Source organism: Corynebacterium sp. HMSC055G02 (assembly GCF_001809065.1).
GTDB lineage: Bacteria > Actinomycetota > Actinomycetes > Mycobacteriales > Mycobacteriaceae > Corynebacterium > Corynebacterium jeikeium_D.
Map to the genome: position 1 here is coordinate 1 of NZ_KV795671.1, position 26206 is coordinate 26206.

Below are 26206 nucleotides of genomic sequence, written 5' to 3' on the forward strand. Positions count from 1 at the left end.
CGAGCGGACACACTTTTTGCTACTTAACCCACCACTAACTCGCGTTGGGGTTAAATAATAAAAACCGCCTCCCGCCACATCCGAAATGAAATCGGAAAATAGCAGGAAGCGGTTAATTTCACGGCGCAAGCGCAGCGCAGAATCAGCACAGCGCCAAAAGGGAATTAGCCCTCCAGCTTGTTGAAAGCCTTAGCCATACCGGACTTCTTGTTAGCCGCAGTGTTGCGGTGGAAGACGCCCTTGGTGACAGCCTTGTCCAGCTTGCGGGAAGCAACGCGCAGCTGAGCCTCAGCAGCAGCCTTGTCGCCAGCCTCAACAGCAGCCTGGAACTTGCGGATCTCAGTGCGGACTGCGGAGCGGATAGCCTGGTTACGCAGGCGAGCCTTCTCGTTGGTCTTGTTGCGCTTGATCTGGGACTTGATGTTTGCCATCGTGAATACCTCTTGTATCCGTAGTAGTTGGAATTGTTACCGCCCGCCACCAAGAAAAGTCCTGATCACAGTGCAAATTTCGGGTCGAACCTCTGCTGGTCAAACTAATTAACCAGCGAGTTAAAACCGCCCACTGCGCTTATACGACGATGAAAACGCGAACCCAAGGTCCTGCCCGCGCTCGCCGCAAAGGAACGCAACGGTAAACAACTTGCAGAATTCTAGCAAACAGCGCTGCCTAATACCAGCCGCTGCCTAGTTCCAGCCGCGGCTAATTCCAGCCGTAGTCCCCCCGCAACCGGGCGGCGATGAGCTCGAAGCGCCTGCGGGGCATCATTGCGCCTGCGCGGCGAATACCCGATTCTGGGATGAGCAAGATACGGTCCATGCGAACCCACGATGGCTTGGGGTCTTCATTCCAGAACCCGCTGCCGATAAACAGCCACTCCGGGTGCTCACTGTGCTCGCTGCGGGTGGAAATCAGCATGCCCAATAGGTACTGGTCATGGCGCCCAACCACGACCACAGCGCGCTCGCGCAGGGCAGCATTTTCACCTTCGAGCTGCAGCGGAATCCATACCACTTCGCCGGGGTCGGCCTGACCATCCATGTCGGGGCTGTAGACGATTGTGCGGGCCAACTCCGCGGTTGGGCGCGCGATGGTCACCGAATCTCGCAGTCGAAGTAGAGCCTCCTTGGACTCGTCGGAAAGCGAGGTGTCCTGAGCGAGCCCAAGTTGCGTGTTGAGCTTAAACAGTGCCTCATCGAGGGTGTCGGGGCCGCGGAACCACTCGGTACCGGCGAAAAGACGCGCGCTGATGCGATTACGCAGGCGGCGTGGCCAGCTTTCGCGTTCATTTTTATCGGTGGACGAAGTGGAGCTCATGGAATCTAAGTCTAGAGGTTTAGTGCGGAGGGAATCGATAGGTAAGATTGTGCGTGATTGTATTTAAGCCCGGCTGGTCGGTTTTCGAGGCCGGCGCATATGGGTCGGCCAACGCCGCGCCCCAATGCCCATAACGTCTTTATTTTTCGGAGTAGACCCAACGTGACCAAGAATTTTGCGGAGCAGACTTTTACGGACCCCTCACGGATTCGAAATTTCTGCATTATTGCGCACATTGACCACGGTAAGTCCACCCTGGCGGACCGAATTCTGCAGCTCTCGGGTGTTGTGGAGGCGCGCGACATGCGCGATCAGTACCTCGACAATATGGATATTGAGCGCGAACGCGGCATCACTATTAAGGCCCAGAACGTGCGCCTGCCGTGGGTTCCGAGCACAGGTCAGCACGCGGGGGAAGAGATTGTCCTGCACCTGATTGATACGCCTGGTCACGTTGACTTCACCTACGAGGTCTCGCGTGCGCTAGAGGCGTGTGAAGGCGCGATTCTGCTTGTCGACGCAGCTCAGGGCATTGAAGCGCAGACGCTGGCCAACCTCTACCTGGCCATGGAAAATGACCTGGAGATCATTCCGGTTCTGAACAAGATTGACCTGCCGGCCGCGGATCCGGACAAGTACGCGGAGGAGATCGCGCACATCATCGGCTGTGAGCCGGAGGATGTCATGCGTGTGTCGGGCAAGACCGGTGAGGGCGTTGCGGAAATGCTCGACCGAGTCTGTGAGCTCGTCCCGGCGCCGGTCGGCGACCCGGAGGCACCTGCCCGTGCACTGATTTTTGACTCGGTCTACGACACCTACCGTGGTGTGGTCACGTACATCCGTGTTGTTGATGGGCAGCTCAAGCCACGTGAAGTCATTCAGATGATGTCCACCGGCACCAAGCACGAGCTGTTGGAAATCGGCATCGTCTCGCCGCAGCCGAAGAAGTGTAAGGGCCTTGGCGTCGGCGAGGTCGGTTACCTCATCACCGGTGTGAAGGACGTTCGTCAGTCCAAGGTCGGTGACACCGTCACGCTGAACGCCACACCGGCGGAGGAGCCGCTGGAAGGCTACGCAGAGCCAAAGCCGATGGTCTACTCCGGTCTGTTCCCAATCTCTCAGCAGGACTATCCTGACCTGCGTGATGCGTTGGAAAAGCTCCAGCTTAACGACGCTTCGTTGACATTCGAACCTGAGACTTCGGTGGCCCTCGGATTCGGTTTCCGCGGGGGCTTCCTGGGCCTGTTGCACATGGAGATCACCCGCGCCCGACTGGAGCGCGAGTTCGACCTGGATCTCATTTCGACGGCCCCGAACGTTGTCTACCGCGTGGTCACTGAGGATGGCACCGAGGTCACTGTTCACAATCCGAGTGACTGGCCGGAGGGGAAGCTCCGCGAGATTTACGAGCCGATGGTTAAGTGCACCATCGTCGTGCCAAGCGAGTTCGTTGGCCCCACCATGGAGCTGTGCCAGCAGAAGCGCGGTGAGATGGGTGGTATGGACTACCTGTCTGAGGACCGCGTGGAACTGCGCTACAAGATGCCGCTGGGCGAGATTATCTTCGACTTCTTCGACATGCTGAAGTCCCGCACCAGGGGTTATGCTTCGCTGAACTACGAAGATGCCGGCGAGCAGATTGCCGACCTGGTCAAGGTGGACATCCTCCTGCAGGGCGAGGCCGTCGATGCATTCTCCGCTATCGTCCACCGCGATAACGCGCAGTGGTACGGCAACAAGATGACCAAGAAGCTGCGCGAGCTAATTCCTCGCCAGCAGTTCGAAGTCCCAGTTCAGGCTGCAATCGGTTCGAAGATTATCGCCCGCGAGAACATCCGTGCACTGCGCAAGGACGTCCTTGCTAAGTGCTACGGCGGTGACATCTCCCGTAAGCGCAAGCTGTTGGAGAAGCAGAAGGCCGGTAAGAAGCGCATGAAGAACATCGGTTCGGTCTCGGTGCCGCAGGAGGCATTCGTGGCTGCGCTGTCCACTGACGAGGGCAGTAAGTAAAGGGGAAACTGCATGCCACGGAAGCGGAAGAAACTGGTCGAAGATTTCGAAGAACTGCTCGAAGCCGGTGACCTGGATGCGCTGAAGGCCGTCTATGACACATGCGCTCTCGACGCAGTCTTTGGCTACAGCAAGGACACTGCACTAGCGCTCCGTGGCACCCCGCCAGAGCTCATGCGCTGGCTAATCGACCAGGGAATCGACGTCAACACCGAGAACCGCTTCGGTAAAACCGCCCTGGCAGAGCACGCAAGCCGGGGCGACATCGACAAGATGAAGCTCCTGCTCGACTGCGGTGCAGACATCGAAGCGGGCACCCATCCGCCGCTTTTCATGGCTGCGAAGAGCCATCAGCCCAAGGCCATTGCGCTTCTGCTGGAAAATGGCGCTGACCTTCACCGCGAGAACCGGCTCGGTCACGGCCGGACAGCGTTCAAAGAGGCCGTCGCTACCGCCGATACCGATGCCCTAAGTCGAGTCCTAGAGAGTATCGAGGTGCTCCTGGACGCTGGGTCGGAAATCGACGACGAAGTCCGCGAAGAGTTCACCAAATTCGGTCGCCGCTACAACCGCATGTCAGACAAGCAGCGCGACAAGTACCAGCCGGTCATGGATCGCCTCTACGAGGGCATCGGTGCGGAACGTCCGGACGTGATTACGCCTCACGATGGCCACAGCGACATCATTGTCCCCGCAGGCAAGTCGACCAACGGCCAGTTCCGATACCTCTGGAACTACCTGGTGCCGGGTGGTGGCGCAGCCGCGACTGTGCAGGGCGAGGTTATTCGAATCGTTGGCCGGCTCGGGTACGAGGCCCTGGAGATGGGCTACGTCAACTGGGACGAAGACTTTGTCGCGATGACCGACTTTTGGCTGGAGACGGTTGGGGCTGCCGAGGATGCAATGGCCGTCGTAAAGCAGCGTAAAGCTGGTGAGCAGGACGTTGATGCGCTGACGGCAGGGGCGGTCGCGTGGGTGGCGGAGCACCCGCAGCCGATTGCATTGGGCGAGGTTCCGTACCGACGCTAGCTCCCAAGACGCTAGCCCCAGTCGGGTGGCAAAGAACGGTTAATGGCCAACCTCTGCATTTATCAGTTGTGTCAGCCGTTATCTTTGATGGGTGGAATCCGTATACCTAACAGCAATACTGTTTTCGATTATCGGCGGGCTCGGTGCGTCGTTGCTTCGGCTGCCGCCGCTGATTGGTTTCCTTGGGGCCGGTTTTGCCGTTCATGCAATGGGGCTCGAGGAAATCCCGTTCATTGATTCGCTGGCCGAGCTCGGTGTTACCACCTTGCTGTTCACGATTGGTCTGAAGCTAAATCCGAAGGATATCGTGGCGCCGCGAGTGGTCTTTTCGGGGTTGGGCCACGCATTTTTAAACACGGTAGTTTTTGCCGCGCTATTCGGTATCGCCAGTTTCTTGCCGCTGCGTGAGCTCACCGGGCTGTCGGTGACTGCGTTGATTTACATCGGCATTGCGACTTCCTTCTCGTCGACGGTGTTCGTGATGAGCCACTTGGAGGAGCAGAACCGCGGTGCTTCGGCCATCGGACGCATCGCGATTGGTGTGCTCATTCTGCAGGACATCATTGCGGTTGGTGTGCTGGTGGCATCGTCGGGTAAGACCCCGGAGCTGTGGGCGCTGGCTCTACCACTGTTGTTCTTCATCCGTCCGCTGGCGGCGCGTCTTCCCAACCGCATGTTCCGCACTGAGCTGCTGGTTCTCACCGGTATCGGCATCGCAGTGGCCGCGTACTCGGCTTTCGAGCTGGCAGGGCTGTCCGGCTCGCTGGGCTCCTTGGTTGCCGGTATTCTGCTGTCCTCGCACCCAATTTCTGACCGTCTGTCGGAAGCTCTGATTAGTATCCGCGAGCTGCTGCTGGTCGCGTTCTTTATCCAAATTGGCCTCGGTGGTCTGCCAAGTGCTGGCGGCTACGTTATCGCCGCGATTATGGTCCTGTTCCTGGTGTTCAAGGTCACTATCTTCATCGGGATCCTCAAGCGCACCGGACTGTCCCTGCGCACTAGCGCGTTGGCGGGCCTGACGCTGAGTAACTACTCGGAGTTCGGTCTCATTGTCATGGCTGCGGCGACGCAACAGGACATTCTGCCCGATGAGTGGACCTCGATCATGGCGGTCGCCGTGGCGGGTAGCTTCATTGCCAGCTCGCTGATGGTCCCGCATGAGGACAAGCTGGTCAGCTTCCTGCAGAAGTTCGTCCCAGAAACCCCAGAGGACCGCCTGGTCCCAGAAGAGGCAACGGTCATTATTGATAACGCTGATGCCCTCATCATGGGTATGGGGCGCGTCGGCGTCGGTGTCTACGGCAGGTTGGTTAATGAGTACGGCATGAACGTCTTCGGCGTTGACTTCGATGAGGATCGCATCGAAGAGCTGCGTGAGCAGGGCTACCAGGTTATCTCGGGTGATGTGACAGACCCAGAGCTGTGGCACCACATCGAGTTGGAGAAGAAACCAGCGCTGTACGTGTTGGCGCTGTCTGAGCACGCTGAGACCTACGCGATGATTCAGAACATCCGTAAGCAGGACACCGAAGCCGTGGTTGCTACCACCACTAAGGTGCAGAGGTTTAAGGATCAGCTTCTCAACGTTGGTGCCGACATGGCCGTCTACCTTTATGACGGTGCTGGCGAGGAGCTTGCCGACCGCGCAGTGGAAACACTTAAGCAGCGTTCGTAGCCGGATCCGTGACCCCGTGATGGGCTAGCAGGGCTGCCGCGGCTAACCGCACTTTCAGATAAGCCTAAGCTGGAACTATGACTGATTTATATCTCGTGCGGCACGGCGAAACTGAGTGGTCGCGCACTGGACAGCACACATCGGTAACTGATCTTCCTCTGACTGACAACGGTCGGGAAGAAGCCGAGGCCCTGAACGGCTGGCTGGATCCGAAGGACTTTGGGCTAGTGCTGGCATCACCCCGCCAGCGTGCCCAAGAGACCGCTCGATTGGCAGGATTCCACGACTTCGAAGTCGAAGAGGATCTCGCGGAATGGTTCTACGGCGACTACGAGGGGATTACCTCGAAGGAAGTGCAGAAGACTGTTCCCGACTGGCAGATTTGGACTCACGGTGTGCCCAATGGCGAAACCGCGGAAGAAGTCCGCAAGCGCGTTGAACGTGTAGTCAAAAGGGTTCGTGAATCGGGTGAAGACAAGGCGATTCTATTCGCCCACGGTCACTCGCTGCGTGCGCTCACTACGGCCTGGTTGGAACTGCCCATTGAACTTGGCCAGTCCTTCCCATTGAATACTGCGTCCCTGTCAGTGCTTGGTCGCTACCATGACCGGCCTGCGGTTCTGCGCTGGAACCTCTCGCGGGGGCTGTAGCGGCGTTGTGGCCAGTGTCTCGGTGAATTCGCCGACACCGTTCAAGCTCTGTAGTGGGCGCCCGTGAATCACAATTCCGGTGCCTTCGATATCGGGGAGACCACCACGGCGGTGTTGTTACGGCGCGCGCCGAACCCTTCACCAGGTTTTGGTGCATATTCGCAGGATAGGACCCAATTGCACGCTCGCCGCTCACGTCGACTCTCCTTTGTTTACTTGTCTCCTTTAGTTAACTCCTTTTCCCGACCAGCTGTCGTATACAAGTAAGCAGTGCGACGTTTAGGGGACTCGGTGAGTCCAGCCCTCCGTGCCGTATTTGGTGTCAATAAGATGCTGCGCCGCAGCGAAGTCCTCGTCGGAAAGCGATGCCTCGGTGGCGCCGTAGCGGTTGATGAATGTCTGCTTCATCGTGTCAATGACTTCCGCGCGGCTGGCACCGGTCTGGCGACGGAGCGGATCGACGCGCTTCTTCGCGCTGCGCAGGCCCTTATCGGCAATCTTGGCCTTGCCAATGCGCAGGACTTCCATCATTTTGTCGGCATCGATGTCATAACTCATGGTGACGTGGTGGAGCACTGTCGAACCACGGCGCTTCTGTGCGGCACCACCAATCTTGCCGCCATCGGAGGTGATGTCATTGATGGGGACGTACCACGCATTGACGCCGAGCTGTGCGAGTGCGGCGATGACCCAGCGGTCGAGGAACTCATAGGATTCGACGTAGCTGAGGCCGGCGACCAGCTTCTCCGGAACATAGATCGAGTAGGTGACGCAGTTGCCACCCTCCATGAACATCGCGCCACCGCCGGAGAGACGACGCACCACTTGCACATCGTGCTTCTCTACGCCCTCGGGTTCGAGTTCATTGACATAGGACTGGTAGGAACCGATGACGGTGGCACGATCATCCCAATCCCAGAAGCGCAGAGTTGGTCCGCGCTGTCCGGAATTGACTTGGTCAAGGAGGAGTTCGTCGAGGGCAACATTCATCACCGTCGGCAGGACTCCCGGCTGCAAAACCTCCCACTCCAAATCAGTGAAGTCGACAGCCTGTGTCAGTGCACGTCGAACGACCTGCGCAATGATGTGGGTATCAAAACCGTGCAGTCGCACCTCGCGACCAGACTGCTCCTCAAAATCCTTCAGCGCCGCATCGAGGCGAGCCTGTAGGCGTTCCGTATTGTCCCCGGCAGGCGCACCGAGGAGAGCGTCATTAATAATGTCGTAGGCTTCATCGGGTTCGAGGAAAAAATCGCCCGAAATGCTTATCGACGAAATAGTGTCACCGGTGGTCTCGCAGTCGGCAACAACCAATTTGCCGCCGGGAACCTTCATTTCTGAGTGGAATTTCTGCGGGTGCGTCATAGGATTCGATGGTACTCGCGCCGGGCGTTACGATGTCCTCCGTGTTTACCTCATCAACTTTGGATCACCGCGCCCGCAAAATTGTTGCGTGGGTAGCAGGCCTGAATCTTCTCGGATTCTTCATTGAATTAATTGTTGCCTCAATTATTGGTTCCGCAGCGCTGTTCGCCGACGCTGCAGACTTTCTTGAAGACTTTCTGATCAACCTGCTGGTTCTCACCGCATTGGGGTGGTCGCTGGCGAGCCGTCGTAAAGCGAGCTTCGGCCTTGCCGGGCTGATTCTGATTCCGGCGATTGCGGCGTTCGGCACCGCCATTTGGAAGATGATTAGCGGTGAGCCGCCAGAGCCACTAACGCTGTCGGTGACGGCAATTATCGCGATGGTCATCAACCTGGTCTGTGCGATTTTGCTGATGAACCTGCGCAAGGCCGACAGTGCGCTCATGCGCGGCGCGTGGTTGGCGGCGCGTAACGACGTCCTGGCGAACCTGCTCATTCTCGCCGCCGGAGTGGTCACCATTTTCTGGTTCAGCGCATGGCCGGACATCGTCGTGGGACTTGTCATCGGCGTCATTAATCTCACGGCAGCGAAGGAAGTTTACGAGCAGGCGCGTGCCGAAGACCCCGAGCTGGAGATGGATGATGACGACTAGCGCTGACTAGTCCGGGGGTGGGAGCGAAGGTTGGGAAGGGGCCGTGGAGGGCCGGGGCCTACTTCCACATATCCTTCTGCCACTGCGGCTTATGGGCGTAGGTGAACTCGTAGTATTCCTTGTTCTTCAGCTCACTGGCTGCGGCCTGGTCAATGACAACCGTGGCCCGTGGGTGCAGCTGCAATACGGACGCAGGCATCGACGCGCTCAGTGGGCCCTCGATGGATGCGGCAATAGCGTGCGCCTTTGCGGTGCCGGTGGCCAGCAGCAGGAGGTGCCCCGCACGTGAAATGGTGCCAAGCCCCTGGGTGACCACGTGGTACGGCACATCGTCCGCGGAGTCGAAGAAGCGGGCGTTATCCAGCACGGTCTGCGGGTGCAGCGTCTTAATGCGAGTCAGAGAGCCAAAAGAGCTGGCGGGCTCGTTAAAACCAACATGCCCATTGGTGCCGATGCCCAGCAACTGAATGTCAATGCCGCCGGCCTCGATAATCTTTCGCTCGTAATCCTCGCAGGCCGCGCCGATATCGTCCGCGAGGCCATCGGGAATATGGACCCTCGCCGGGTCAACATCCACGTGATCGGAAAACTCATTGTGAATCACGTGGTAGTAGCTCTGCTCATGCTCGATGGGCAGTCCCACGTATTCGTCGAGTGCGAAGAAACTGCAGTCCTTAAAAGTGACTTCACCAGCCCGATGGCGACGAATCAGTTCCCGATACGTCGCAAGCGGAGTCGATCCTGTCGCTACACCGAGGTTTCCACCTTTGTTGGCGTAGTGAGCGAGGTAGTCCGAAGCGATGCTCGCGACTTCGGCCTCAGAATCGACGATGATGATTTCCATGGTGGAACACTCCTGAAAACGAGGGCTCGTGGCAGAAATTGCAAAAGGTGCGAGACAGAGTACCAGTGACTCCACAACGCTAAGCGCTATAGCCCTATTCAGATGAGGTTAATCTGCCACGGGGTGAGACCTGTAATTGAGCCCTGTTTTTCCTGCGTAGGCTACTTCACCCAGAAGTTGCCGTCTTCATCCTTGTAGATGATGTCGCCAGCGTGAGCGACCTGGGTGTCGTTAACCTGAAGCTCAACCAAATCCAGCGTTTCGACGATTGGTTCAATGTAGACGCCACCGTTAAACCAAACCTTGAAAGCATCTGCTGAAGTCGAAGAACCGGAGAAACGGTGTTCTTCATACTTGTGCACTGGTGCAAAGGGGCAACCAATAGCCTGTGCGACAGCTGGAGAGGCAGCAACAGCGCCCAGCACAGTAGCGGCACCGATGGCGACAGCGGCGATAGAGCGAGAGAATTTCATGGTTAATTCCTTCCCGAGTCGGGGATATGACGGAGTTATGGAGATGCCGAAGTGTGCACTGTCAGCTGCTGTTGCTGTGGGCTAGACTGAGCCTTCTTTTTCAATGACAAGCATGCGCGCCTCGCCCTGCGGGTGCGCGACATGTTCGTCGCCGGCTTCTGCGAAACAGATAGTGCCAGGCGTTAATGTGCGTACGCATTCCTCTCCCGCATCGCGGTAGTGCATATCGACGGCTCCGTCGACAACCACAAAGACCTCTTCGCCATCATTGATGTGCCACTTGTATGGCTGATCGCTCCAGTGGAGCCGAACGCTTGTGGCTCCAGTCATAGTGACCACATCCAGTGCGCCCCACGGGCGATCAGCGGTGAAGTCTGCGGCTTCGATGAATTTCATGAGGCAATTCTATGCCGATTCAGTCCCGGATGGGAAGGCCGGGCTGAACGGCTGCTTCCCTGTATTTACCGCCACTCGGCAGTTGCCGGGTCAATGCCTTCCTTACGGGCCTGAGCTTCAATCAGCTCCAGCAGGTAGCCAGCATTGCCGCGGTAGTACCGATCAAACCGGGAATCAGCGACGTACATGCGAGCCAACAGAATCTGCTTTTCTCGACCAGCCTCGTAGAAGCGAGTAATAGAGGCCAAGTGACGGTCAACTAGCTCGGCCGCCTCAGCGGAACCGGGCTCGACGTGGCGCTCGGCGGCGTCGGCAAGCGCATCGGCAAAATCCTTAGCCTCTGCTTCAAGCTCGGCCCAGTCGCTGTCCTTCATCTTTTCCTGAGCCTGCTGAGACTGCTCCCACTCAGTGGTGTCGCCCCCGCGCTCCTCAGCTTCGGCTTCTAGATTCTGCCAGTCGCGGCCCAAGAGCTCCGCTTTCGTCTTTGCTTTCATGGTATTTCCTTCCTCAATCAGTTTGTCCAAGGACTGCACCATGTGGTGCAGGTCAGCGATCTTCTCGGTGAGAACAGTTCGCTGTGCGAGTAAACGATCTTTCCGACTTCTCGGGGAGGAATCGCCGTGGATGAACTCCTCGATAGTCTTCAACGGCACACCGGCGGCGCGGTAGACCAGAATCTCCAGCGCGGTGTCGATGTCCTCATCGGTGTAGAGGCGGTAATCGGACCACGTGCGATACTGCGGGCTGAGTAGTCCGATGGCATCCCAATGCCTCAGCGTGCGTGTGGTAACGCCCAGGAGCTCGGCTGCCTCGCCGATGGTGTACTCGTTGTCGTTGTTGCTCACGGGAATCATCTTTCTGTTTGACGCCGCGTCAAGGTCAAGACCTGACGCCGAAATCCGTCGAGGAAGTTAGCTGGGGCAGCCGCAGGGGAGGGAGCGGGGCCGGGGTCCGCCAATCTTCGAGGCTCTACCGCAAGAGCCGAAGCCGATTGATTGCCGCTGCGACCTCCTGGACGCGAGGCTCGGCCAGATGACCAGAGTTGGTGAACTCAGCTGTCACATCGAAGAGTGAATGACAAAAGTTGTCGTACTCGCGCTGGATTAGGTCGGTGAGGTCAGTACGCCCATCGAGCTGCTTTACGACGGCGCCCAGAATCCGGGCAATTGCTTCTGTTTGGGAGGAGTCCATCAATTGGCTGACAGCGCGCAAATCAAGATTGTCCTTGCCCACCTGAATCAGCTCTAGACCACGAGCACGCGGTGGCTTAGGTGGTTTCGCACCGCCACCGCGCCCACCGCGACCGCCGCCGCGGCCGCCATGCCCACCACGGCCACCACCGGCGGGGAAGTCAGCCTGCAGAAAACGCTCACCGATCTGCGCAAAAGCAGGCGAAGGCTCGGCCGGAGTAGCCGATTCGCGGAGCTCACGGGCGCGCTTGGTGACGTCGTAAGGCGTGTACGCATCCATAGCAATCACGGTGTCCGCGACATCGATGAATGCACCAGAACCACCAGCGACGATGACCGTGGAGATTCCGTGGTTTTCCCAGAGCTCGCGGACCCGTGCGACCAGTGGAGTAATCGGCTCGCGGTCATCGGGGATGAGGCGGCGCATGCGCTCATCGCGAATCATAAAGTTGGTCGCGGAGGTGTCCTCATCGATGAGCAGCACTCGCGCACCGGAACCTAGCGCCTCCATCAGGCCCGCAGCTTGCGACGTCGACCCCGATGCATTCGCGGTGGAAAATCGAGTCGTGTCATCACCGGAGGGAAGGCCGTTGATAAACGGCGAGATATCCACACCAGTGATGGCTCGGCCGTCCTCGGCACGCAGCGCAACCGCAGTCTCGTCGGCGACTACAAACTCGCGGCCATCGCCAGCGACATGGTTATAAACACCCGTGACCAGGGAAGACAACAACGTGGACTTGCCGTGATAACCGCCACCAACAATCAACGTCACGCCCCGCGGAATACCCATGCCGTGCACGGTTTTGCCCGACGGCAGCTGAAAACTGTGCTGCAGCGATTCCGGCGAGGTAAACGCAGTCGCGCCGGGCTTCGGAAGCTGGCTATTGCCCGCCTGACGAGGCAACACCGCACTGTCTGCCACAAACCCAATCAGGTCCGCGTCCGCCACTGCACGGCGCAAAAAGAGCTGGTCATACTCCAATTCCGCGGCTGCCTCGAGCGCATCGATGGGTGCGTTCACGATGGCGTCGTCAAGCGCGTCAAACAGATCCTCACAGATCAAGCGCGCCGCCTCACGCCCGAGAATGCGTCGGCCGCGGGCGGGCAGTTGGATTTCTAGGCTGATCTGTAGGGCATCGCCATGCTTATCGACGTCGTGCGCATCCGCACGGAGCTCAGCGACAGCTGCTCGGCGCAAGACCTGCTGACCTGGAGAATCAATGAATAGCCCGCGACCATACTTCTTCAAAGCGCGCACGAGACGGCGGTTCAGCAAATCGAGCTCCGCCGTGCTGAACCTGCCGGGCTGTGACCGGGAGGCGCCGCGATAGTCCAGTACGGACAGCGGAATATGGACGCGTGCCCGTGATGCCGGGGCATAGGGGTCGGATTGGACCTTGTCGATAAACAGCGTCGCGTCCAGATCCGGCAGGTCGTGGGAGCCACGCAAAGATTTGTATGCACCGTAGCTCTTGCCATCGAGGTTGGAGAGACGCCGATAAAGGTCAGCGGGCATATTTCTACTTTCGTTGAAGCTGTTAGATGTTCTTCCCGCGAGTGTAGTGGCTGAGGGGACAAGCGCGATTCGGTCTTTGACTGGCCTGGGCAGACAGCCACGTGCGGTAGCGCCGTTGCTACAGGCAGGTAGCGTAAAAGGTATGACTGATAGCTCGGAAGCTGCCAAACCCGCAGGGGAGAACCCAGAGTCGGTGCAAAAACACGCCAGCGCCAACGCCAAGCGCTACGTTTGGGCGCACGGTTTGCAGAATATCGGCGATCAAATCGTTGCGGCAAAGACGCTGTTGCCATGGTTACTTCATTCGGCTGGAGCGCCGGGCTTCTTCATCGCCATGCTTGTGCCGGTGCGTGAGTCTGGTTCGATGCTTCCGCAGGCAGCGCTGACACCGTGGGTAAAGTCTCGCCCGCGCCGCACAACCGTCTGGATCGCTGGTGCTTTGGGACAAGCCATCGCGGCGGTGCTGATTGGTCTGGCGGCATTGTTCCTGGAAGGCACCGCGCTCGGCGTCGCTGTCATCATTGCACTTGCAGGCTTTGCGACGGCACGAGCCCTGTGCTCGATGGCCTCGAAGGATGTTCAGGGACGCACGATTCCGAAGGGGCAGCGCGGGCAGATCAGCGGCCGAGCTGCGATGTTGGGCGGTGTCGCCGCAATTATCGTTGGTGCGGTGTTGTGGATCATCCGCGACAACGTCACCAAACCAATCGTGGCGGGGCTCATCTTTGTTGCGGCGCTGTCGTGGGTGGCAGCGGTTTTGATCTTCCGCGGAATTGTCGAGCCCACCAATGAAGATGACAAGGACGAGCCGAATAAAACCTGGTGGCAGGACACCTGGCGGCTATTTGCGGAGGATAAGAACTTCCGTGACTTCGTGATTGTCCGTAGCTTGTTGCTGGTCACAGCACTATCCACGTCGTTCATCGTCACGCTAAGTGCACAGGTGGGTGCTGACCTGGAAGCCTCTGACGGTAGTGGCGGGGGAGTGAGCGCAAACGTCGGCATCTTCATGCTCGCCGCCGGGTTCGCGTCGCTCATTGGCGGAAAAGTCGCCGGAATCTGGTCTGATAAATCCTCGAAGAAGGTCCTGACCTACTCTTCGCTGGTCGGTTCGATTGTGCTTTTCCTGCTGGTCGCCAGTTCACACTGGCTTTCCACCAGCACCAATGCCTGGATATTCCCACTCGGCTTCTTCGCAATGTCGGTCGTCCACGCCGGTGTTCGCGTGGCTCGGTCGACCTATGTCGTTGACATGGCAGAAGGAGACAAGCGCACCGAGTACGTCGGAGCGGCCAACACCATCATGGGCGTTGTCCTGCTCATCGTCGGTGCGTTGTCAGGTGTTATCGCTAGCTTCGGTCCCGCGGCAGCTTTGATCTTCCTGGCGCTGATGGGATTGGTTGGTGTCGCGATGTCCAGCAGGCTGAAGGAAGTCTCGGTTCCGCGCAAGGCAGGTCTTTAGAACTCTACGACCATCTTGCCGGTATTGCCTCCGCTAAACAGCTCGAGGAATGCAGCTGGCATGTTCTCGATACCGTGGCGAGTGGTGACATCGTAAGCGACCTTACCGCTGACGACCAGCGGAGCCATTCGCTCCTGGAATTCACCTGCCAGGTGCAGGTACTTGCCCAATACGAAGCCGCGCAGCGTAATGCACTTGCCAATGGCCAGAGCTAGGTTGCGTGGTCCGGTCGGAGCTCCGGTGTTGTTGTACTGGGAGATTGCGCCACACATAGCGACACGGCCAAAGGTGCGCATCGCGCCGATGGCTGCCTCCAGGTGGTCTCCACCAACGTTGTCGAAGTAGAAGTCAATGCCCTCTGGTGCCGCCTTTGCTAGCTGCTCTGCAACCGGGCCGTCGTTGTAGTTAAAAGCGGCATCAAAGCCGAGTTCGAGCAGGCGCTCAACCTTCTCGTCCGAGCCAGCGGAGCCAATGACGCGGGATGCTCCCAACTGCTTGGCGAACTGACCAGCAGCCGAGCCAACTGCGCCAGCAGCGCCAGAGATAAAGACGACGTCGCCTTCCTTCATCTCTCCGATGGCACTCAGCCCAACGTAAGCAGTAAGTCCAGTAAGACCAAGAATGCCCAGGTATGCAGCAGCTGGAGCAACGTTGAGGTCAACCGGTGTTGCCTCGGAATCGGCAATAACAGCATTGGTCTGCCAGCCGTAAGAGTGGCGGACAGCGTCGCCACCCTTGAACTTATCCGACTTGGACGCGAGGACAGTGCCCACAGCACCGCCAGTCATTGGCTGGTCGAGCTGGAATGGTGGGACGTACGACTTGACATCATTCATACGGCCGCGCATGTATGGATCGACGGTAGCGACCGAGTTGGCTACCAAAATGTCTCCGTCGTTAAGCTCTGGCAAATCGACAGTCTCAAGGCGGAAACTCTCGTCAGTTGGCAGGCCGGTCGGGCGAGAAGCTAAAACCCACTGCTGAGTGGTGGTGGGCAGATTAGTCGTGGACGATGCATCGGTGGAAGTCACTATTATTCTCCTGTTGCGCGTTCCCGGATTTATTGTCGGTTTAATTGTTGACTCGCAGGTTACGCCTCTTGTACCCAGGAATCGAGGCGCTCAATAAGAACGCTCAGGTCCGCTAGCAAAGGCATGTCGGGCAGTCGTTCGGCAATCACGTTGCGGACGCTTGTGTACCACCACAGTTGCTGGCTCGGAGTAGACCGAAAGCGGTCCCACAGAGCGTGGCCATCGCGGTCTAAATCCTCCAGAGTCTGGCTGAGATTGTGGAACTTATCCGCAGCGGCCACGATGAGGGACTCCTCGCTGCCATGAGAAAGCTGCTCCAGGTAGGCATCGGCACGCTCCTGCCACGAGGGCAGGGAAGAGTCTTTGGTGACGCCCTCGACGATCTCAACCACGCGAGGCCCGAACTCATCTTCCATCTCGGCACGTGAGTAGTTTTCCGGCACGTCTTCCAAAATGTCGTGGAAGAGGGCTGCCAACAGCACGTCTTCGTCGTTAGTCACGCTCGCCGCAATCAACATCACTGACATCGGATGGCTGATATAGGGAAGGCCAGAGCCCTTTCGGTAGTGCCCATCGTGTGCGCGGGAAGCAGTTGCGATGCCGCGCATGAGCCTGCTGCTGGGGCGTGCTGAAGCAAAGGTGTCAGCGTTTTGCATGGGTATCCCGACCTTTCGTTGATGCTTGAAAAATAGCAGCGTCTAAGCTTGAACATCATGAACGTCGCAGAAGTAGATCCGCTCATCGAGTCGATGTACCGGTGGTCCGATGTCAGTGGTGTCCTGCTCATGGGCATCATCGGTGGCACCATCGCCCGGCAACGAGGCTACGACATCATCGGGTTCTTCTTTATTGCGCTGTTCTCCGCACTGGGGGGCGGCATGATTCGCGATGTTCTGATTAACCAGGGCACCGTCGCCGCAATGAGCCAGCCGGAGTACCTAATCCTGGCGTTTACTGGTGCGCTCATTGCGCGATTTTTCTATTTCAAAGGAAAGACCTGGGAATACGTTCAGGTCCACGGTGACGCTGTGGTCTCGGGACTCTGGGCAGCTACGGGAACGGTCAAAGGCGTCACGTATGGTCTGCCCATTCTGCCGTGCATCATGATGGGCGTTTTCACCGCCACTGGTGGTTCCATGATCCGCGACATTGTGACCGGGCGAGTACCCGCTGTTTTCGGCGGCAACCAGCCCACGGTCATCCCGGCCGTGGCTTGCGCGGTCATTGTCATCGGAGGCCACCATTTGGGATTTATGGCCGTGTCCATGGTCATTGGTCCTATCGTCAGCATCCTGCTTTCGCTGCTGGGGTACTGGGGTAATTGGCGAGTGTCGGCACACTCGGAGTGGGCGCCACTGAACGACACCGCGGCGCAGATTGCGGTCCTCGCACGTCGCGCAGAGGGCAAGAGCCGCGAGGTTGGTCGACGTTTCGAGCCCGCACGCCTCCGCAGCTGGCGTCACCGACAGATGGAAAAAGCGCTGCAGCGTCGCATTCAGGCTGAGGTTGATAGGGGAGTGTCGCGTTCCGACGCCGAGGCCAACGCGGAGGAATTCCTGGAGGAGTTCAATGCGGACTTCCCAGCGGATCTGCACATGCCGACGGCGCAGCAGGAGACAGTGCAGGATGACAGCGACGAATCCGATTTCGGTGTGGACCTATCCGGTGATTCCTATGATGACTACGGAGAAGATACGGCACTGCGGCAGCGGGAATACCGGGAGATGTTGGATCAAATTCTTGCGGACGATGAGGCGACCGATTTACTCGTCGCAAAGCTGATGAAGAAATACGAGCAGCGGGATTAGAGGAGCGGCAGAGACATGGCATCGACGAGTACTGCAAGCAGGCATTTTGGGTACATTATTAAGGAACACACCGTTGAGGTGCCCTGGGATCCTTTTACCGAAGCTGCGAATGCCGCGACATTTGAGCTTTTCGCCAGGGAAATCTATGCGCCAGGAAATGAGGATGCGCCGGCAATTGTCTATTTGCAGGGCGGCCCGGGATTTCCGGCACCGCGTCCGGTAGGTGCCAGCGGAGTAATCGGTGAGGCGCTGAAGGAATTCCGCGTCATCCTGCTGGATCAGCGCGGCACTGGGCGCTCGCATCGAATTGATGCGGCCAATATTGCAGATGTTCCGGCCGAGCGGCTTGCCCAATTGCGTCAGGAATACATCGTCGAAGACGCGGAGGCATTGCGAAAGCATTTGGGCATTGCCAAATGGTCGCTGTATGGCCAGTCTTTTGGCGGGTTTTGTATTACTTCGTATCTCAGCTGCTATCCGGAATCCGTGGAGCACGCTTATCTCACAGGCGGTTTACCTGTTCTGGACCGTGGTGCTGACGACCTTTATCGCACGACGTATGCGAAGCTGCGCACCCGTCACGAGCGTTTTTATCGCGAGTATCCGTGGGTCGAAAACCGAATTCGAGAAATCTGCGCGCACCTCGAGCAATCTGCAGAAACTCTCCCCACCGGTGAGCGACTGAGTTCTCGCCGATTCCGCACCATCGGAATTGAATTAGGCCGCGGAGATGGATTCCACAATCTGGCGTATTTGTTGGAAGAGCCATTCCACATTCGCAATGGCGAAAAGCAATTGCGCACCGATTTTCTGGCCGATGTAGGGACCCGCGTGAGTTTCGCCGACGGTCCGCTATACGCCGCGATTCATGAATCCATTTATGGTGGCGTCGGGAACCAGCCCACAACTAATTGGGCAGCTCACCGTATTCGCGAGGAAATCCCAGGTTTTGAAGAAAAAGCCAATCCTGCAGGAGACGAGCCGTTTTATCTCACCGGTGAGCACGTTTTCCCCTGGCAATTCGACGAGGACCCCGCGCTCGTTCCTTTCAAGGAAAAGGCGGAAGCATTTGCGCAGCACACCTGGGAAAGCTCGCCGTATGATTCCGCACGCTTGCTTGCCGACGCCCCGACCTCGGCAGCCGCGGTTTACCTCGACGATATTTTCGTGCCGTTCGAGTACTCCATGGAGACAGCCAACTGCTACCGGGACCTGCGGCCACATGTGACCAATGCATTCCAGCATGACGGCATTCGCCACGATGGTGCGGCAATCTTTGCCCGGCTCCGCGAGCTCGTCGAGGATCACTAGGATGCCAGTTTGCCGGTGGAGATTCTCTCCCCGTAGAACTTCAAACCTCCGCAGAACCTCATGTAGTCCAGCATTGCCTCTCGGTGCCGTCTATCCTGGTGAGCATGTCGACAGCAGAGTTCTGGGATGGGAAATTCACCGCAGATCGCGAGGCCGCAAGTGACGGTTCGCGCTCTTTCTTTGGCGGCGAACCGAATCCGACAATCGCGCAGCATGTTGAGGTAATCTGGAAAGGTTTCTCCGACCCCTCACGTGCGCTCGACCTAGGCTGTGGCCGTGGCCGTCACACGGTGTGGTTAGCCAGCCAGGGCTGGGATGTCACCGGCATGGATTTCTCCAGCGTCGGGCTCGAACATACTGGAGCCGCGTTGGCAGCTGAAGGGCTCTCTGCGAACCTGGTCCAGCAAGACTTAACAGACTGGCAGCCGGAAGCAGGAAGCTTTGAGCTGGTAGTCGCCGCATTTATTCACCTGCCGCGCAGGGACAGGGAGAACCTCTGGCGAGCCGTCGCTGAGGCTCTCACTCCGGGTGGCTACTTTGTCTCAGTCTCACACCATCCGGACAACGAAGTCCACGGCCCGGGAGACCCCGAGCTGCTCTACAGCGCGGATGAGGTCACTGATTTCTTTGCGCACGAGCCGCAGAGTCTCGAAGCGGTGGTGGCGCAGCGTGACGTCGTCAAGCAAATCGATGGCAAGAACGTTGTCGACACCGTGGTGGTGCTGCGGAAGACCTGCGCGGAGAGCTAGAAGGAGCCTAGACCTCGGCGCGCGCAAGTCGAGCAAATGCGCCGTCTGCGTTGAGGAGGTTGTCATACGTGCCGCGTTCGATGAGCTGGCCGTTTTCGATGACCAGGATGTCATCGGCCTCGGCCAGTGTCTGAAGTCGGTGCGCAATAAAGATGCAGGTCGCTCCACATGCGCGGGCATTGTCTACGATACGAGCCTGCGTCAGTGGATCCTGGTGGCTGGTGGCTTCGTCGAAAATAACAATCTTTCCGGCGAGGTGTGCAGCGAGGTCATTGGGCTTAGTGCCGTCGGCTAGTACCGCGCGTAAGTAGGTGCGGGCCAGCGCCAGACGTTGACGCTGACCACCGCTGAGCCGCTGCGCGCGGCGGCCAATGGGCCTGTCCAGCGGCATCTCAGCAGGGTTGATGGCGGCGAGTTCGAGCGCCCAGTGCATCAGTGATTCGGGAACCTCGCAGCCATCAGGCGCGCCGAGACATAGATTCTCAGCGATGGTGGCCTCCATGAGAAAGGGATTCTGATCTGCGACAACAACCGTTCGGCAGACATTGGTTGAGCCGAGGTCACGGGCATTGTGGCCATTGATGATGACCTCGCCGACATCCGGATCGACATGCCGCTGGATTAGCCGGGAGAGTGTGGACTTGCCCGAACCAGTTGGGCCGACCACACCGATGAACTGGCCTGAGGCAATGCGCAGATTGATCTTGGTCAGTGCAGGGTTATCGGCGCCAGGGTAGCGGTAGCTGACATCGCTCAGTTCGAGGGCAGGGACTGAGTCGCCGGAGTTGGCCCTCGCGGTCTGCGCGTGGTGCAGGTCCAGCGACTCCGGCTGCTTCGGCTCTTCCACAGTCGGCGGCTGCGCGGCCAGCTCCCTGATCCGAGTGACTGCATTGAGTCCCGCTGGCAGAGAAGATGCCAGGCGCTCGATCGAATCCATTGATGAAGCAGTTCCCGCCACCAGGGACGTCGTCACCAAAACAGCAGGGAGCATACGGTAGTCGGCTGAAAGCGCCGGGATACCAGCACAAAAGACGGCAATGCTGCCACCCCAAATCCGAAGTCCGGTCGCGCCAGAGCGCAGTCCAGCCCGCTTGCCGCCTGCACGCATTTTCTGAGCAAGCTGTTCATCGAGCTCACGCAATCCCCGCAGCCGCTGCTCGGCTGCGCCGTAGATGAGGATTTCCTCCCGAAGGCGCAGCGTATCGGCAATGTACTGCGCAATGTCCGTGCGTGTGGAGTTCGTTGCGGAAGCCTCCGTCGTCGCCTTCTTAGAGCCTGCGAGCGCAATCACAAAGCCAACCGCGAAGGTCAGCGTCAGAGCAATCGCAGGCAGGGCTCCGGCAGTCGATGCCGCTGTCACGACCGCCATCAGCGGAATCAGTACGGCCGTCACCGCGGGCGCAATTGTGTGCGCGAAGAAGACTTCCACTCGGTCAACATCACGAATCGCAATTGTGTGAATCCTGGCAGTACCCAGCCCATCGGTTACCGCGGGCGCCTGCGGGATAAGACGCTCGACGATCCACAGCCGCAGCTCGCCGAGCAGCCGAAACGCAGCCAGATGCCCGAGGTACTGCTCGACATACCGCAGAATCGCTTTCAACAGCGCCAGCCCTGCAACCACGCCAATGACCGCCCACGTCCACTGCATGCTCAAGCTTTGCGACGAGTCGGTTGCGTCCCACTTCGACAGCGCAATTGTGGCAATTGCCCAGGCGGGCACAGCCAGCATCAATGCACCCAGAATGTGCCCAGCCACGCGTGCGAGGATAGATGCACTGAGCGCTCCGCGAGCCTGTGCGGAAAAGCGCAGCAACCAGATGATGTTGTTCATGTCAGCTCTCCTCGGTCAGCGCTCGTGCGTAATACTCATTGCTTGTGCTCAGTTGGTCGGGTTTGCCCGCAGCCACGATCCGGCCTTCGGCGACGACAATGACCAGATCAACGTCCGATAGCGCTTCCATGCGGTGAGCGACCATGATGCTCGTTCGTCCTTCAGCAAGGCGGGTCAAGGACTCCTTGATGAGACCTTCCGTCCGACGATCGATGTCCGCTGTCGGCTCGTCGAGAAGCACAATCGGAGCGGCGCCGAGCAGACCACGCGCAATGGCCAGGCGGCGTCGTTGCCCGCCTGAGAGCCAATTGCCCTGATCGCCGACCTCCGAATCGAGACCACCAGGGCGCTGCTCGATTTCAGCGAGTAAGTGCACGTCGCGAAGTGCTTTTCGCATATCGACGGCCGTTGCGTCCGGGCATGCGATGCGAAGATTGTCCGCGACGGTGGTGCCGAAAATGGCTGGCTGCTGGGAGATGAGCAGCGAGTTGGCGAGCAACTCCGGGGTCGAAAGCGCGTCGCCGTCAAGGCAGACTTCCCCGGAATGCGGCTGTAGGCCTGCGAGTACACGCAGGAGTGTGCTCTTTCCGGAACCGCTGGGGCCAACGATGCCGACTCTGCTGCCGGCTGGAATTGTCAGGTTGATATCGGAGAGAATGCGCTTTTCGCCGATGTCAACGCTCACATCGCGGAGGGAAATCTCCGGTGCGTGCGGTGCGGAGGCTTTGGCGGAATGCGCTGTTCCGGTTGTGAACGCTTTAGCGGCAGGCTCACCGAATACCTCCACTATTCCGTTTCGATGCGTGCGCCCGCCGAGTCCGATGTAGAAAGTGCGGCCGACGCGATTGACGGGCTCGTAGAGCAGAACGGATAGGAAAACACCTGCGAGGGCCGTGCCCACGCTGATTGCATCTGCCTGCAAACGCAGCAAGACAAGACCGATTGCGGTCGTCGACATTGCAATACCAAAAACCGCGTCGTTGACAATAATCATCAGCTGATTGCGGGCGAGTAGGGCGGTGAGCTCAGACATCGCAGTGCGAGTTTGGCTGGCAAAACGTGCCATGACTCGATCAATTGCTCCAAGAACTTTGAATGTTCCCAGCCCTTCGAGCATCTCCAAGTAGGCATGCGTGGCCTTCGCTTGCTTTCGGCGATACGTCGCATTGGATTTCCGCAGAATCTTTCCCGCACCAATAATGATCAGCGGCGTGGAAATGAAAAATAGTGCCAGCCACAAGGCGGTTTTCGTATCCACCCACAAAGCCCAGACCGCCAAAATGATCAGTGGAGCACTAAACGAGGCCAACGTGGGAGCGAGAAATGTCGCTCGGTAGTTCGCGGTCTGTTCGACGCTTGTGGTCGCGGCATCGAAGAGTAGGCCTTCGCCAGTGTTGGACGCGCTTCGGTGTGAGTGACCGGATTTCCCGCCACCGTGCCCTCTTCCATGCGCGTGCTTCGGGGCTTGTTCAGGAGCGGAAAACTCCGGCTTCAGCACACTGCCAACCACATGTGAGCGCCACAGCTTTTCCTGCTCGCCAGCAAGCCGTGGTGGCAATGCCTCGGTGACATAAGCACAGAGGCTTCCCAGAATGACCGCCACAATTGCAGCGGACAGGGATTCATGAAGTCCCCACTGCCCAAACCAGTTGCCGCCACTGGTGTCTGCGACACCGCCGTACAAACTGCTTAGAGCATCGAGCGTGTATCCAAGAGACACGGCGCTGAGAGCGAAGAAAAAGCTGCGCCCCCAGCTGGATAACAAAACCCAGTGCATTCGGCGGGGTGGGGAAGTCAGTGCTTCATGAATCCACATAGCGACGTGAAAACCTATTTTCTATTTAGCCAGTGCGTCAGCGATCTCACGCAGTCCATCGGGCATGTGCATTCCGGCGGTGCCAGAGGTCGTCTTCGCATCAATTAGTTGCACTCGATCATTCTTGACCGCAGCGACGTCGGCAAGCGCCGGATTATCCAGCAACTCCTGGAATGGAGCCTTGCCCTGGCCGTGGAAATCCTGAATCAAAATGACATCCGGATTCAGCTGCACAATTGTTTCCGGATCAGCGGGAACGGCACCCGGGCGCTTACCCTTTGGCGAAATCGGCTCGCCACCGGCCAGCTCAACGAGATTCGTCGTCGCCGACTGCATGCCCATAATCATCTTCTGACCACCGCGGGCAAACAGGACCAGCGTCTTTGGCTTAGTTGTGGAGTCAATTTCCGAGAGAATCTCTTCGGTTTCCGATTCAATCTTGGCAACCATCTCGGCCGCCTTATCTTCGGCTCCGAGCAACTTGCCGAGTTTGGTCACCGACTCTGCCAGCGCCTTCGGCGAGGCGAAATCACTGCTGGCAAACGCCGCGGTCGGAACATCGCTGGCACCCAGCAGCTCACTTGCCGACTGCTCCTGATCATGGCGGCTGGTCATCAACACCATGTCCGGCTCATAGGACAGAATCTGCTCCGGATCCGGCTTCGTGGAGTTGGCAATCGCGTTAGGCACCTGACGCGCCAGCTCAACCTGATTACCCGAGTTCTCATCGAGCGCATTCTTCGTCACGGCTACGACACGCTCTGGCCCAACCAGTTCCAACGCCAGATCCGCAACCTCGGTCGACAGTGCAACGATGCGCTTCGGCTGACTCTGCACCGTAACGTCGTGGTCACCGACGGTCACAGTACGCGGCCACTGCGCCTGCTGGTTTGTCGAAGTTTCGCTTGACGACGACTGCTGCGCCGTCTCCTCCGAGGAAGAACAAGCGACCACCGCAGCGAGGGGGAGTGCTGCAATCAACGGCAGAGTGACGGCCTTTTTAGAGTTTCGCTTCAAGGCAGAGATAGGAGAAGTTGGTGAAAACACGAAAGTACTTCCTTGAGTGTTGAGTTTTGATTGTTGGGGAGTTTTCGGTTGCGTTGGTGCTAGCTGGAATCAGACAGTGTGAGTCAGACAGTCTGAAACAGCCAACTGCAATCAGTCAGCCGGGCGAGCCCGAGCCAACGCCGTCACTCGCACCGAACCGGTATGTGGATCGGTATCGACAGCGCTGGAGATGCGATAAATCGCATCTATTCGGGGAGGCGTCAGCACTTCTTCGGCGGAACCAGTGACTTCCAATCCGCCGTTGTGAATCACACTGAGCCGGTGGCAGCTGCGGGCCGCGAGGTTGAGGTCATGAAGGACGACTCCGATACCGTGGCCCTCGTCGGCAAGCTCGCCGAGGAGCTCGAGGATTTCCAGCTGAAACCCGATGTCCAAGGCCGCAGTGGGTTCGTCGAAAAGCATGACCTTGGCCTGTTGTGCCAATAGCTTTGCGATGAACACCAATTGCCGCTGCCCGCCGGACAGAGCCGTGATGGGACGGTCGGCGAGTGCGGTGACACCAACGCGGTCGAGGGCATAGGCGACGATGTCGTGGTCCGTGGAGTTCAGTGAACTGCGGAAACGGTCACGCCGACGGTGGTGCGCGTACCTGCCGAGTGCCACGACAGTTCGAACGTCAATAGCGGCATCGGCCGGTGTGTGCTGCGGCAGGTACGCCAACCGGGTGGCGCGTTCGTGGGCACGAAGCTTCGTCAGCGGCGCACCGAGGAGCTCAACCTGCCCCGAACTCGGTGTCACAATGCCCGCCATAGCACGGAGCAAGGAGGATTTTCCGGTGCCATTGGAACCGATGATGCCGTGGACCTCGCCAGGTCGAATAGCGAGGTTCACGCCACTTACGACGGTCCGATTGCGGTAACCGACACTGAGGTCGGTAGCCCGCAGCAGCGCGGTGCTATCGGCGTCTGGCTTAGTGACGTGGTCGCTGAGGTTTTGTGTCTGCTGACTCATGACTGGCGGCCACCTTGCCGAAGAATCAACGCGAGTAGCGCCGGTGCGCCAAGGAACGCGGTGACTGTGCCAGTTTGCAGAGCAACTGGGGAAAAGAGACTGCGGGCGACGAGGTCGGCGAGAATGAGAAACACTGCGCCGAGGCACATAGAAATGGGCAGCAGGCTGCGGTGATCGGGGCCGATGGCAAGGCGAATCAGGTGCGGGACGACCAATCCGACAAAGGAAATAACGCCAGTGACAGCGACGCCCGCTGCCGTGACTAACGCAGCCAGGGCGAGCAGCAGTTGCCGGATCCACACTGTGCGCATACCAGTGGCAGCGGCCTGTTCTTCGCCGAGGAGGAACAGGTTGAGTTCGGGAATGAGCATCATCAAGATAACCGTGCCGACGGTAATGGGGCCGACTGCCAGTGCAATGTCCTGCCAATTCGAAGCAGTTAAATCGCCGTTGAGCCAGAACATGGCCTGTTGAGCGTCATCGCTGTGTGGCGCGTTCGCGATGGTGGCGGAGATGACTGCGCCGAGGAACGCGTTGAGTGCAATACCGACGAGCAACAGGGTTGCTCCACTGCCGCCATTGAGACCGGCGACGATTTGGACAAATATGACAGCCAGCAACGCGCCTATGAATGCGCCAGCCGAAAGAACCCACGGTGCTTTCGCGGCCACGCCAGTGACGATGAGAATGACGGCTACCACTGCTGCACCGGAGGAGACACCGGTAACACCGGGTTCGGCCAGCGGATTGCGAAAAACTGCCTGCATGGTTGCACCTGCGACAGCGAGCGAGGCACCGACCAGTCCAGCAAGGAGGACACGGGGCAGCCGGATGCTCCAGACAAGTGATTGCGTGGCAGGGGATATCTCTGGCAGAAGGTGGTTGAGAGCCGGGAGGTCGTCGGAAAGCGTCTTGATGAGCGGGGTGAGCAGCGCGACGATGCCGTTGCTGAAACCTGTTCCCGCGGGGCCTATGGAGATCGCCAAGAGGATTGTGGCGGGGACGGCCAGGAAAAGTAGAAAGCCGAAGAGCCGGGCTCGAAGTTTTTGTTTTCG

24 protein-coding genes are annotated in these 26206 nt (G+C 58.6%); 9 read left to right on the top strand and 15 right to left on the bottom strand.

What is annotated here, in order from left to right:
* Positions 1-164 precede the first annotated feature (164 nt).
* Both rpsT and HMPREF2547_RS08175 read right to left on the bottom strand, forming a co-directional pair.
* Positions 165-431, bottom strand: coding sequence for a 30S ribosomal protein S20 (gene rpsT / locus HMPREF2547_RS08170; RefSeq protein ID WP_016422323.1), 267 nt, complete (start codon positions 429-431; stop codon positions 165-167).
* A 271-nt stretch (positions 432-702) separates the two neighbouring features.
* The gene (locus HMPREF2547_RS08175) at positions 703-1317 is read right to left on the bottom strand and encodes a type II toxin-antitoxin system PemK/MazF family toxin (RefSeq protein WP_069359618.1); all 615 of its coding nucleotides are present in this window, start codon (positions 1315-1317) and stop codon (positions 703-705) included.
* A 162-nt stretch (positions 1318-1479) separates the two neighbouring features.
* Between HMPREF2547_RS08175 and lepA the strand changes: the two genes are divergently transcribed.
* From lepA to HMPREF2547_RS08195, 4 genes are all read left to right on the top strand, one after another.
* A complete protein-coding gene (gene lepA / locus HMPREF2547_RS08180) occupies positions 1480-3327 on the top strand; it encodes a translation elongation factor 4 (protein ID WP_070605494.1) in 1848 nt (615 codons plus the stop codon).
* A 12-nt stretch (positions 3328-3339) separates the two neighbouring features.
* Positions 3340-4356: an ankyrin repeat domain-containing protein gene (locus HMPREF2547_RS08185; protein WP_070605497.1), complete on the top strand. Its 1017-nt coding sequence runs from the start codon at positions 3340-3342 to the stop codon at positions 4354-4356.
* Between the two features lie 91 nt (positions 4357-4447).
* Positions 4448-6031 carry a cation:proton antiporter family protein gene (locus tag HMPREF2547_RS08190; RefSeq protein WP_070595784.1) on the top strand — a complete coding sequence of 528 codons (1584 nt, stop codon included), beginning with the start codon at positions 4448-4450 and terminating at the stop codon, positions 6029-6031.
* 77 nt (positions 6032-6108) lie between these two features.
* Entirely contained in the window at positions 6109-6681 is a 573-nt protein-coding gene (locus tag HMPREF2547_RS08195; RefSeq protein WP_049172631.1) for a histidine phosphatase family protein, read from the top strand.
* Between the two features lie 279 nt (positions 6682-6960).
* Here HMPREF2547_RS08195 and HMPREF2547_RS08200 read toward each other — a convergent pair whose 3' ends face one another.
* Positions 6961-8046, bottom strand: a complete 1086-nt coding sequence (locus HMPREF2547_RS08200) for a lipoate--protein ligase family protein (RefSeq protein ID WP_049172633.1) — start codon at positions 8044-8046, stop codon at positions 6961-6963.
* A gap of 32 nt (positions 8047-8078) precedes the next feature.
* Here HMPREF2547_RS08200 and HMPREF2547_RS08205 point away from each other — a divergent pair, with 32 nt between their 5' ends.
* Positions 8079-8699 (top strand): cation efflux transmembrane domain-containing protein, encoded by a 621-nt coding sequence (locus HMPREF2547_RS08205; RefSeq protein ID WP_049172738.1) that lies wholly within the window; start codon positions 8079-8081, stop codon positions 8697-8699.
* A 58-nt stretch (positions 8700-8757) separates the two neighbouring features.
* Here HMPREF2547_RS08205 and nagB read toward each other — a convergent pair whose 3' ends face one another.
* The 5 genes from nagB to HMPREF2547_RS08230 all read right to left on the bottom strand — a co-directional run bounded on the left by nagB (position 8758) and on the right by HMPREF2547_RS08230 (position 13121).
* Entirely contained in the window at positions 8758-9543 is a 786-nt protein-coding gene (gene nagB / locus HMPREF2547_RS08210; protein WP_049172635.1) for a glucosamine-6-phosphate deaminase, read from the bottom strand.
* Between the two features lie 161 nt (positions 9544-9704).
* Positions 9705-10016, bottom strand: coding sequence for a hypothetical protein (locus tag HMPREF2547_RS08215; RefSeq protein ID WP_049172637.1), 312 nt, complete (start codon positions 10014-10016; stop codon positions 9705-9707).
* A gap of 81 nt (positions 10017-10097) precedes the next feature.
* Positions 10098-10412 carry a cupin domain-containing protein gene (locus tag HMPREF2547_RS08220; protein ID WP_049193606.1) on the bottom strand — a complete coding sequence of 105 codons (315 nt, stop codon included), beginning with the start codon at positions 10410-10412 and terminating at the stop codon, positions 10098-10100.
* A 65-nt stretch (positions 10413-10477) separates the two neighbouring features.
* A complete protein-coding gene (locus tag HMPREF2547_RS08225) occupies positions 10478-11266 on the bottom strand; it encodes a MerR family transcriptional regulator (RefSeq protein WP_070605499.1) in 789 nt (262 codons plus the stop codon).
* Positions 11267-11381: 115 nt separating this feature from the next.
* Positions 11382-13121 carry an ABC-ATPase domain-containing protein gene (locus HMPREF2547_RS08230; protein ID WP_070605501.1) on the bottom strand — a complete coding sequence of 580 codons (1740 nt, stop codon included), beginning with the start codon at positions 13119-13121 and terminating at the stop codon, positions 11382-11384.
* Positions 13122-13263: 142 nt separating this feature from the next.
* Between HMPREF2547_RS08230 and HMPREF2547_RS08235 the strand changes: the two genes are divergently transcribed.
* Positions 13264-14583: an MFS transporter gene (locus tag HMPREF2547_RS08235; RefSeq protein ID WP_246816340.1), complete on the top strand. Its 1320-nt coding sequence runs from the start codon at positions 13264-13266 to the stop codon at positions 14581-14583.
* On the opposite strand, the gene HMPREF2547_RS08240 is transcribed toward HMPREF2547_RS08235, so the two are convergent.
* Together HMPREF2547_RS08240 and HMPREF2547_RS08245 are read right to left on the bottom strand one after the other, a co-directional pair.
* On the bottom strand, positions 14580-15614 hold the full coding sequence (locus HMPREF2547_RS08240; protein WP_168161659.1) for an NADP-dependent oxidoreductase: 1035 nt from the start codon (positions 15612-15614) through the stop codon (positions 14580-14582). The genes HMPREF2547_RS08235 and HMPREF2547_RS08240 overlap by 4 nt on opposite strands.
* A gap of 59 nt (positions 15615-15673) precedes the next feature.
* Entirely contained in the window at positions 15674-16270 is a 597-nt protein-coding gene (locus HMPREF2547_RS08245) for an HD domain-containing protein (protein WP_016422339.1), read from the bottom strand.
* A 57-nt stretch (positions 16271-16327) separates the two neighbouring features.
* Here HMPREF2547_RS08245 and HMPREF2547_RS08250 point away from each other — a divergent pair, with 57 nt between their 5' ends.
* From HMPREF2547_RS08250 to HMPREF2547_RS08260, 3 genes are all read left to right on the top strand, one after another.
* Complete coding sequence (locus HMPREF2547_RS08250; protein WP_016422340.1) at positions 16328-17422, top strand: trimeric intracellular cation channel family protein; 1095 nt, start codon at positions 16328-16330, stop codon at positions 17420-17422.
* Between the two features lie 15 nt (positions 17423-17437).
* Complete coding sequence (locus HMPREF2547_RS08255; protein WP_070605503.1) at positions 17438-18733, top strand: alpha/beta fold hydrolase; 1296 nt, start codon at positions 17438-17440, stop codon at positions 18731-18733.
* Between the two features lie 104 nt (positions 18734-18837).
* A complete protein-coding gene (locus HMPREF2547_RS08260; protein ID WP_070605505.1) occupies positions 18838-19482 on the top strand; it encodes a class I SAM-dependent methyltransferase in 645 nt (214 codons plus the stop codon).
* A gap of 7 nt (positions 19483-19489) precedes the next feature.
* On the opposite strand, the gene HMPREF2547_RS08265 is transcribed toward HMPREF2547_RS08260, so the two are convergent.
* The 5 genes from HMPREF2547_RS08265 to HMPREF2547_RS08285 all read right to left on the bottom strand — a co-directional run bounded on the left by HMPREF2547_RS08265 (position 19490) and on the right by HMPREF2547_RS08285 (position 26137).
* The gene (locus tag HMPREF2547_RS08265) at positions 19490-21316 is read right to left on the bottom strand and encodes an amino acid ABC transporter ATP-binding/permease protein (RefSeq protein ID WP_070429479.1); all 1827 of its coding nucleotides are present in this window, start codon (positions 21314-21316) and stop codon (positions 19490-19492) included.
* A gap of 1 nt (position 21317) precedes the next feature.
* Entirely contained in the window at positions 21318-23036 is a 1719-nt protein-coding gene (locus HMPREF2547_RS08270; protein WP_246818337.1) for an ATP-binding cassette domain-containing protein, read from the bottom strand.
* A gap of 117 nt (positions 23037-23153) precedes the next feature.
* Positions 23154-24179 carry an ABC transporter substrate-binding protein gene (locus HMPREF2547_RS08275; protein ID WP_070605507.1) on the bottom strand — a complete coding sequence of 342 codons (1026 nt, stop codon included), beginning with the start codon at positions 24177-24179 and terminating at the stop codon, positions 23154-23156.
* Between the two features lie 111 nt (positions 24180-24290).
* Positions 24291-25151, bottom strand: coding sequence for an ABC transporter ATP-binding protein (locus HMPREF2547_RS08280; RefSeq protein WP_016422346.1), 861 nt, complete (start codon positions 25149-25151; stop codon positions 24291-24293).
* Positions 25148-26137: a FecCD family ABC transporter permease gene (locus HMPREF2547_RS08285; RefSeq protein ID WP_231367182.1), complete on the bottom strand. Its 990-nt coding sequence runs from the start codon at positions 26135-26137 to the stop codon at positions 25148-25150. Before HMPREF2547_RS08285 ends, HMPREF2547_RS08280 begins: the two co-directional genes overlap by 4 nt.
* Positions 26138-26206 lie beyond the last annotated feature (69 nt).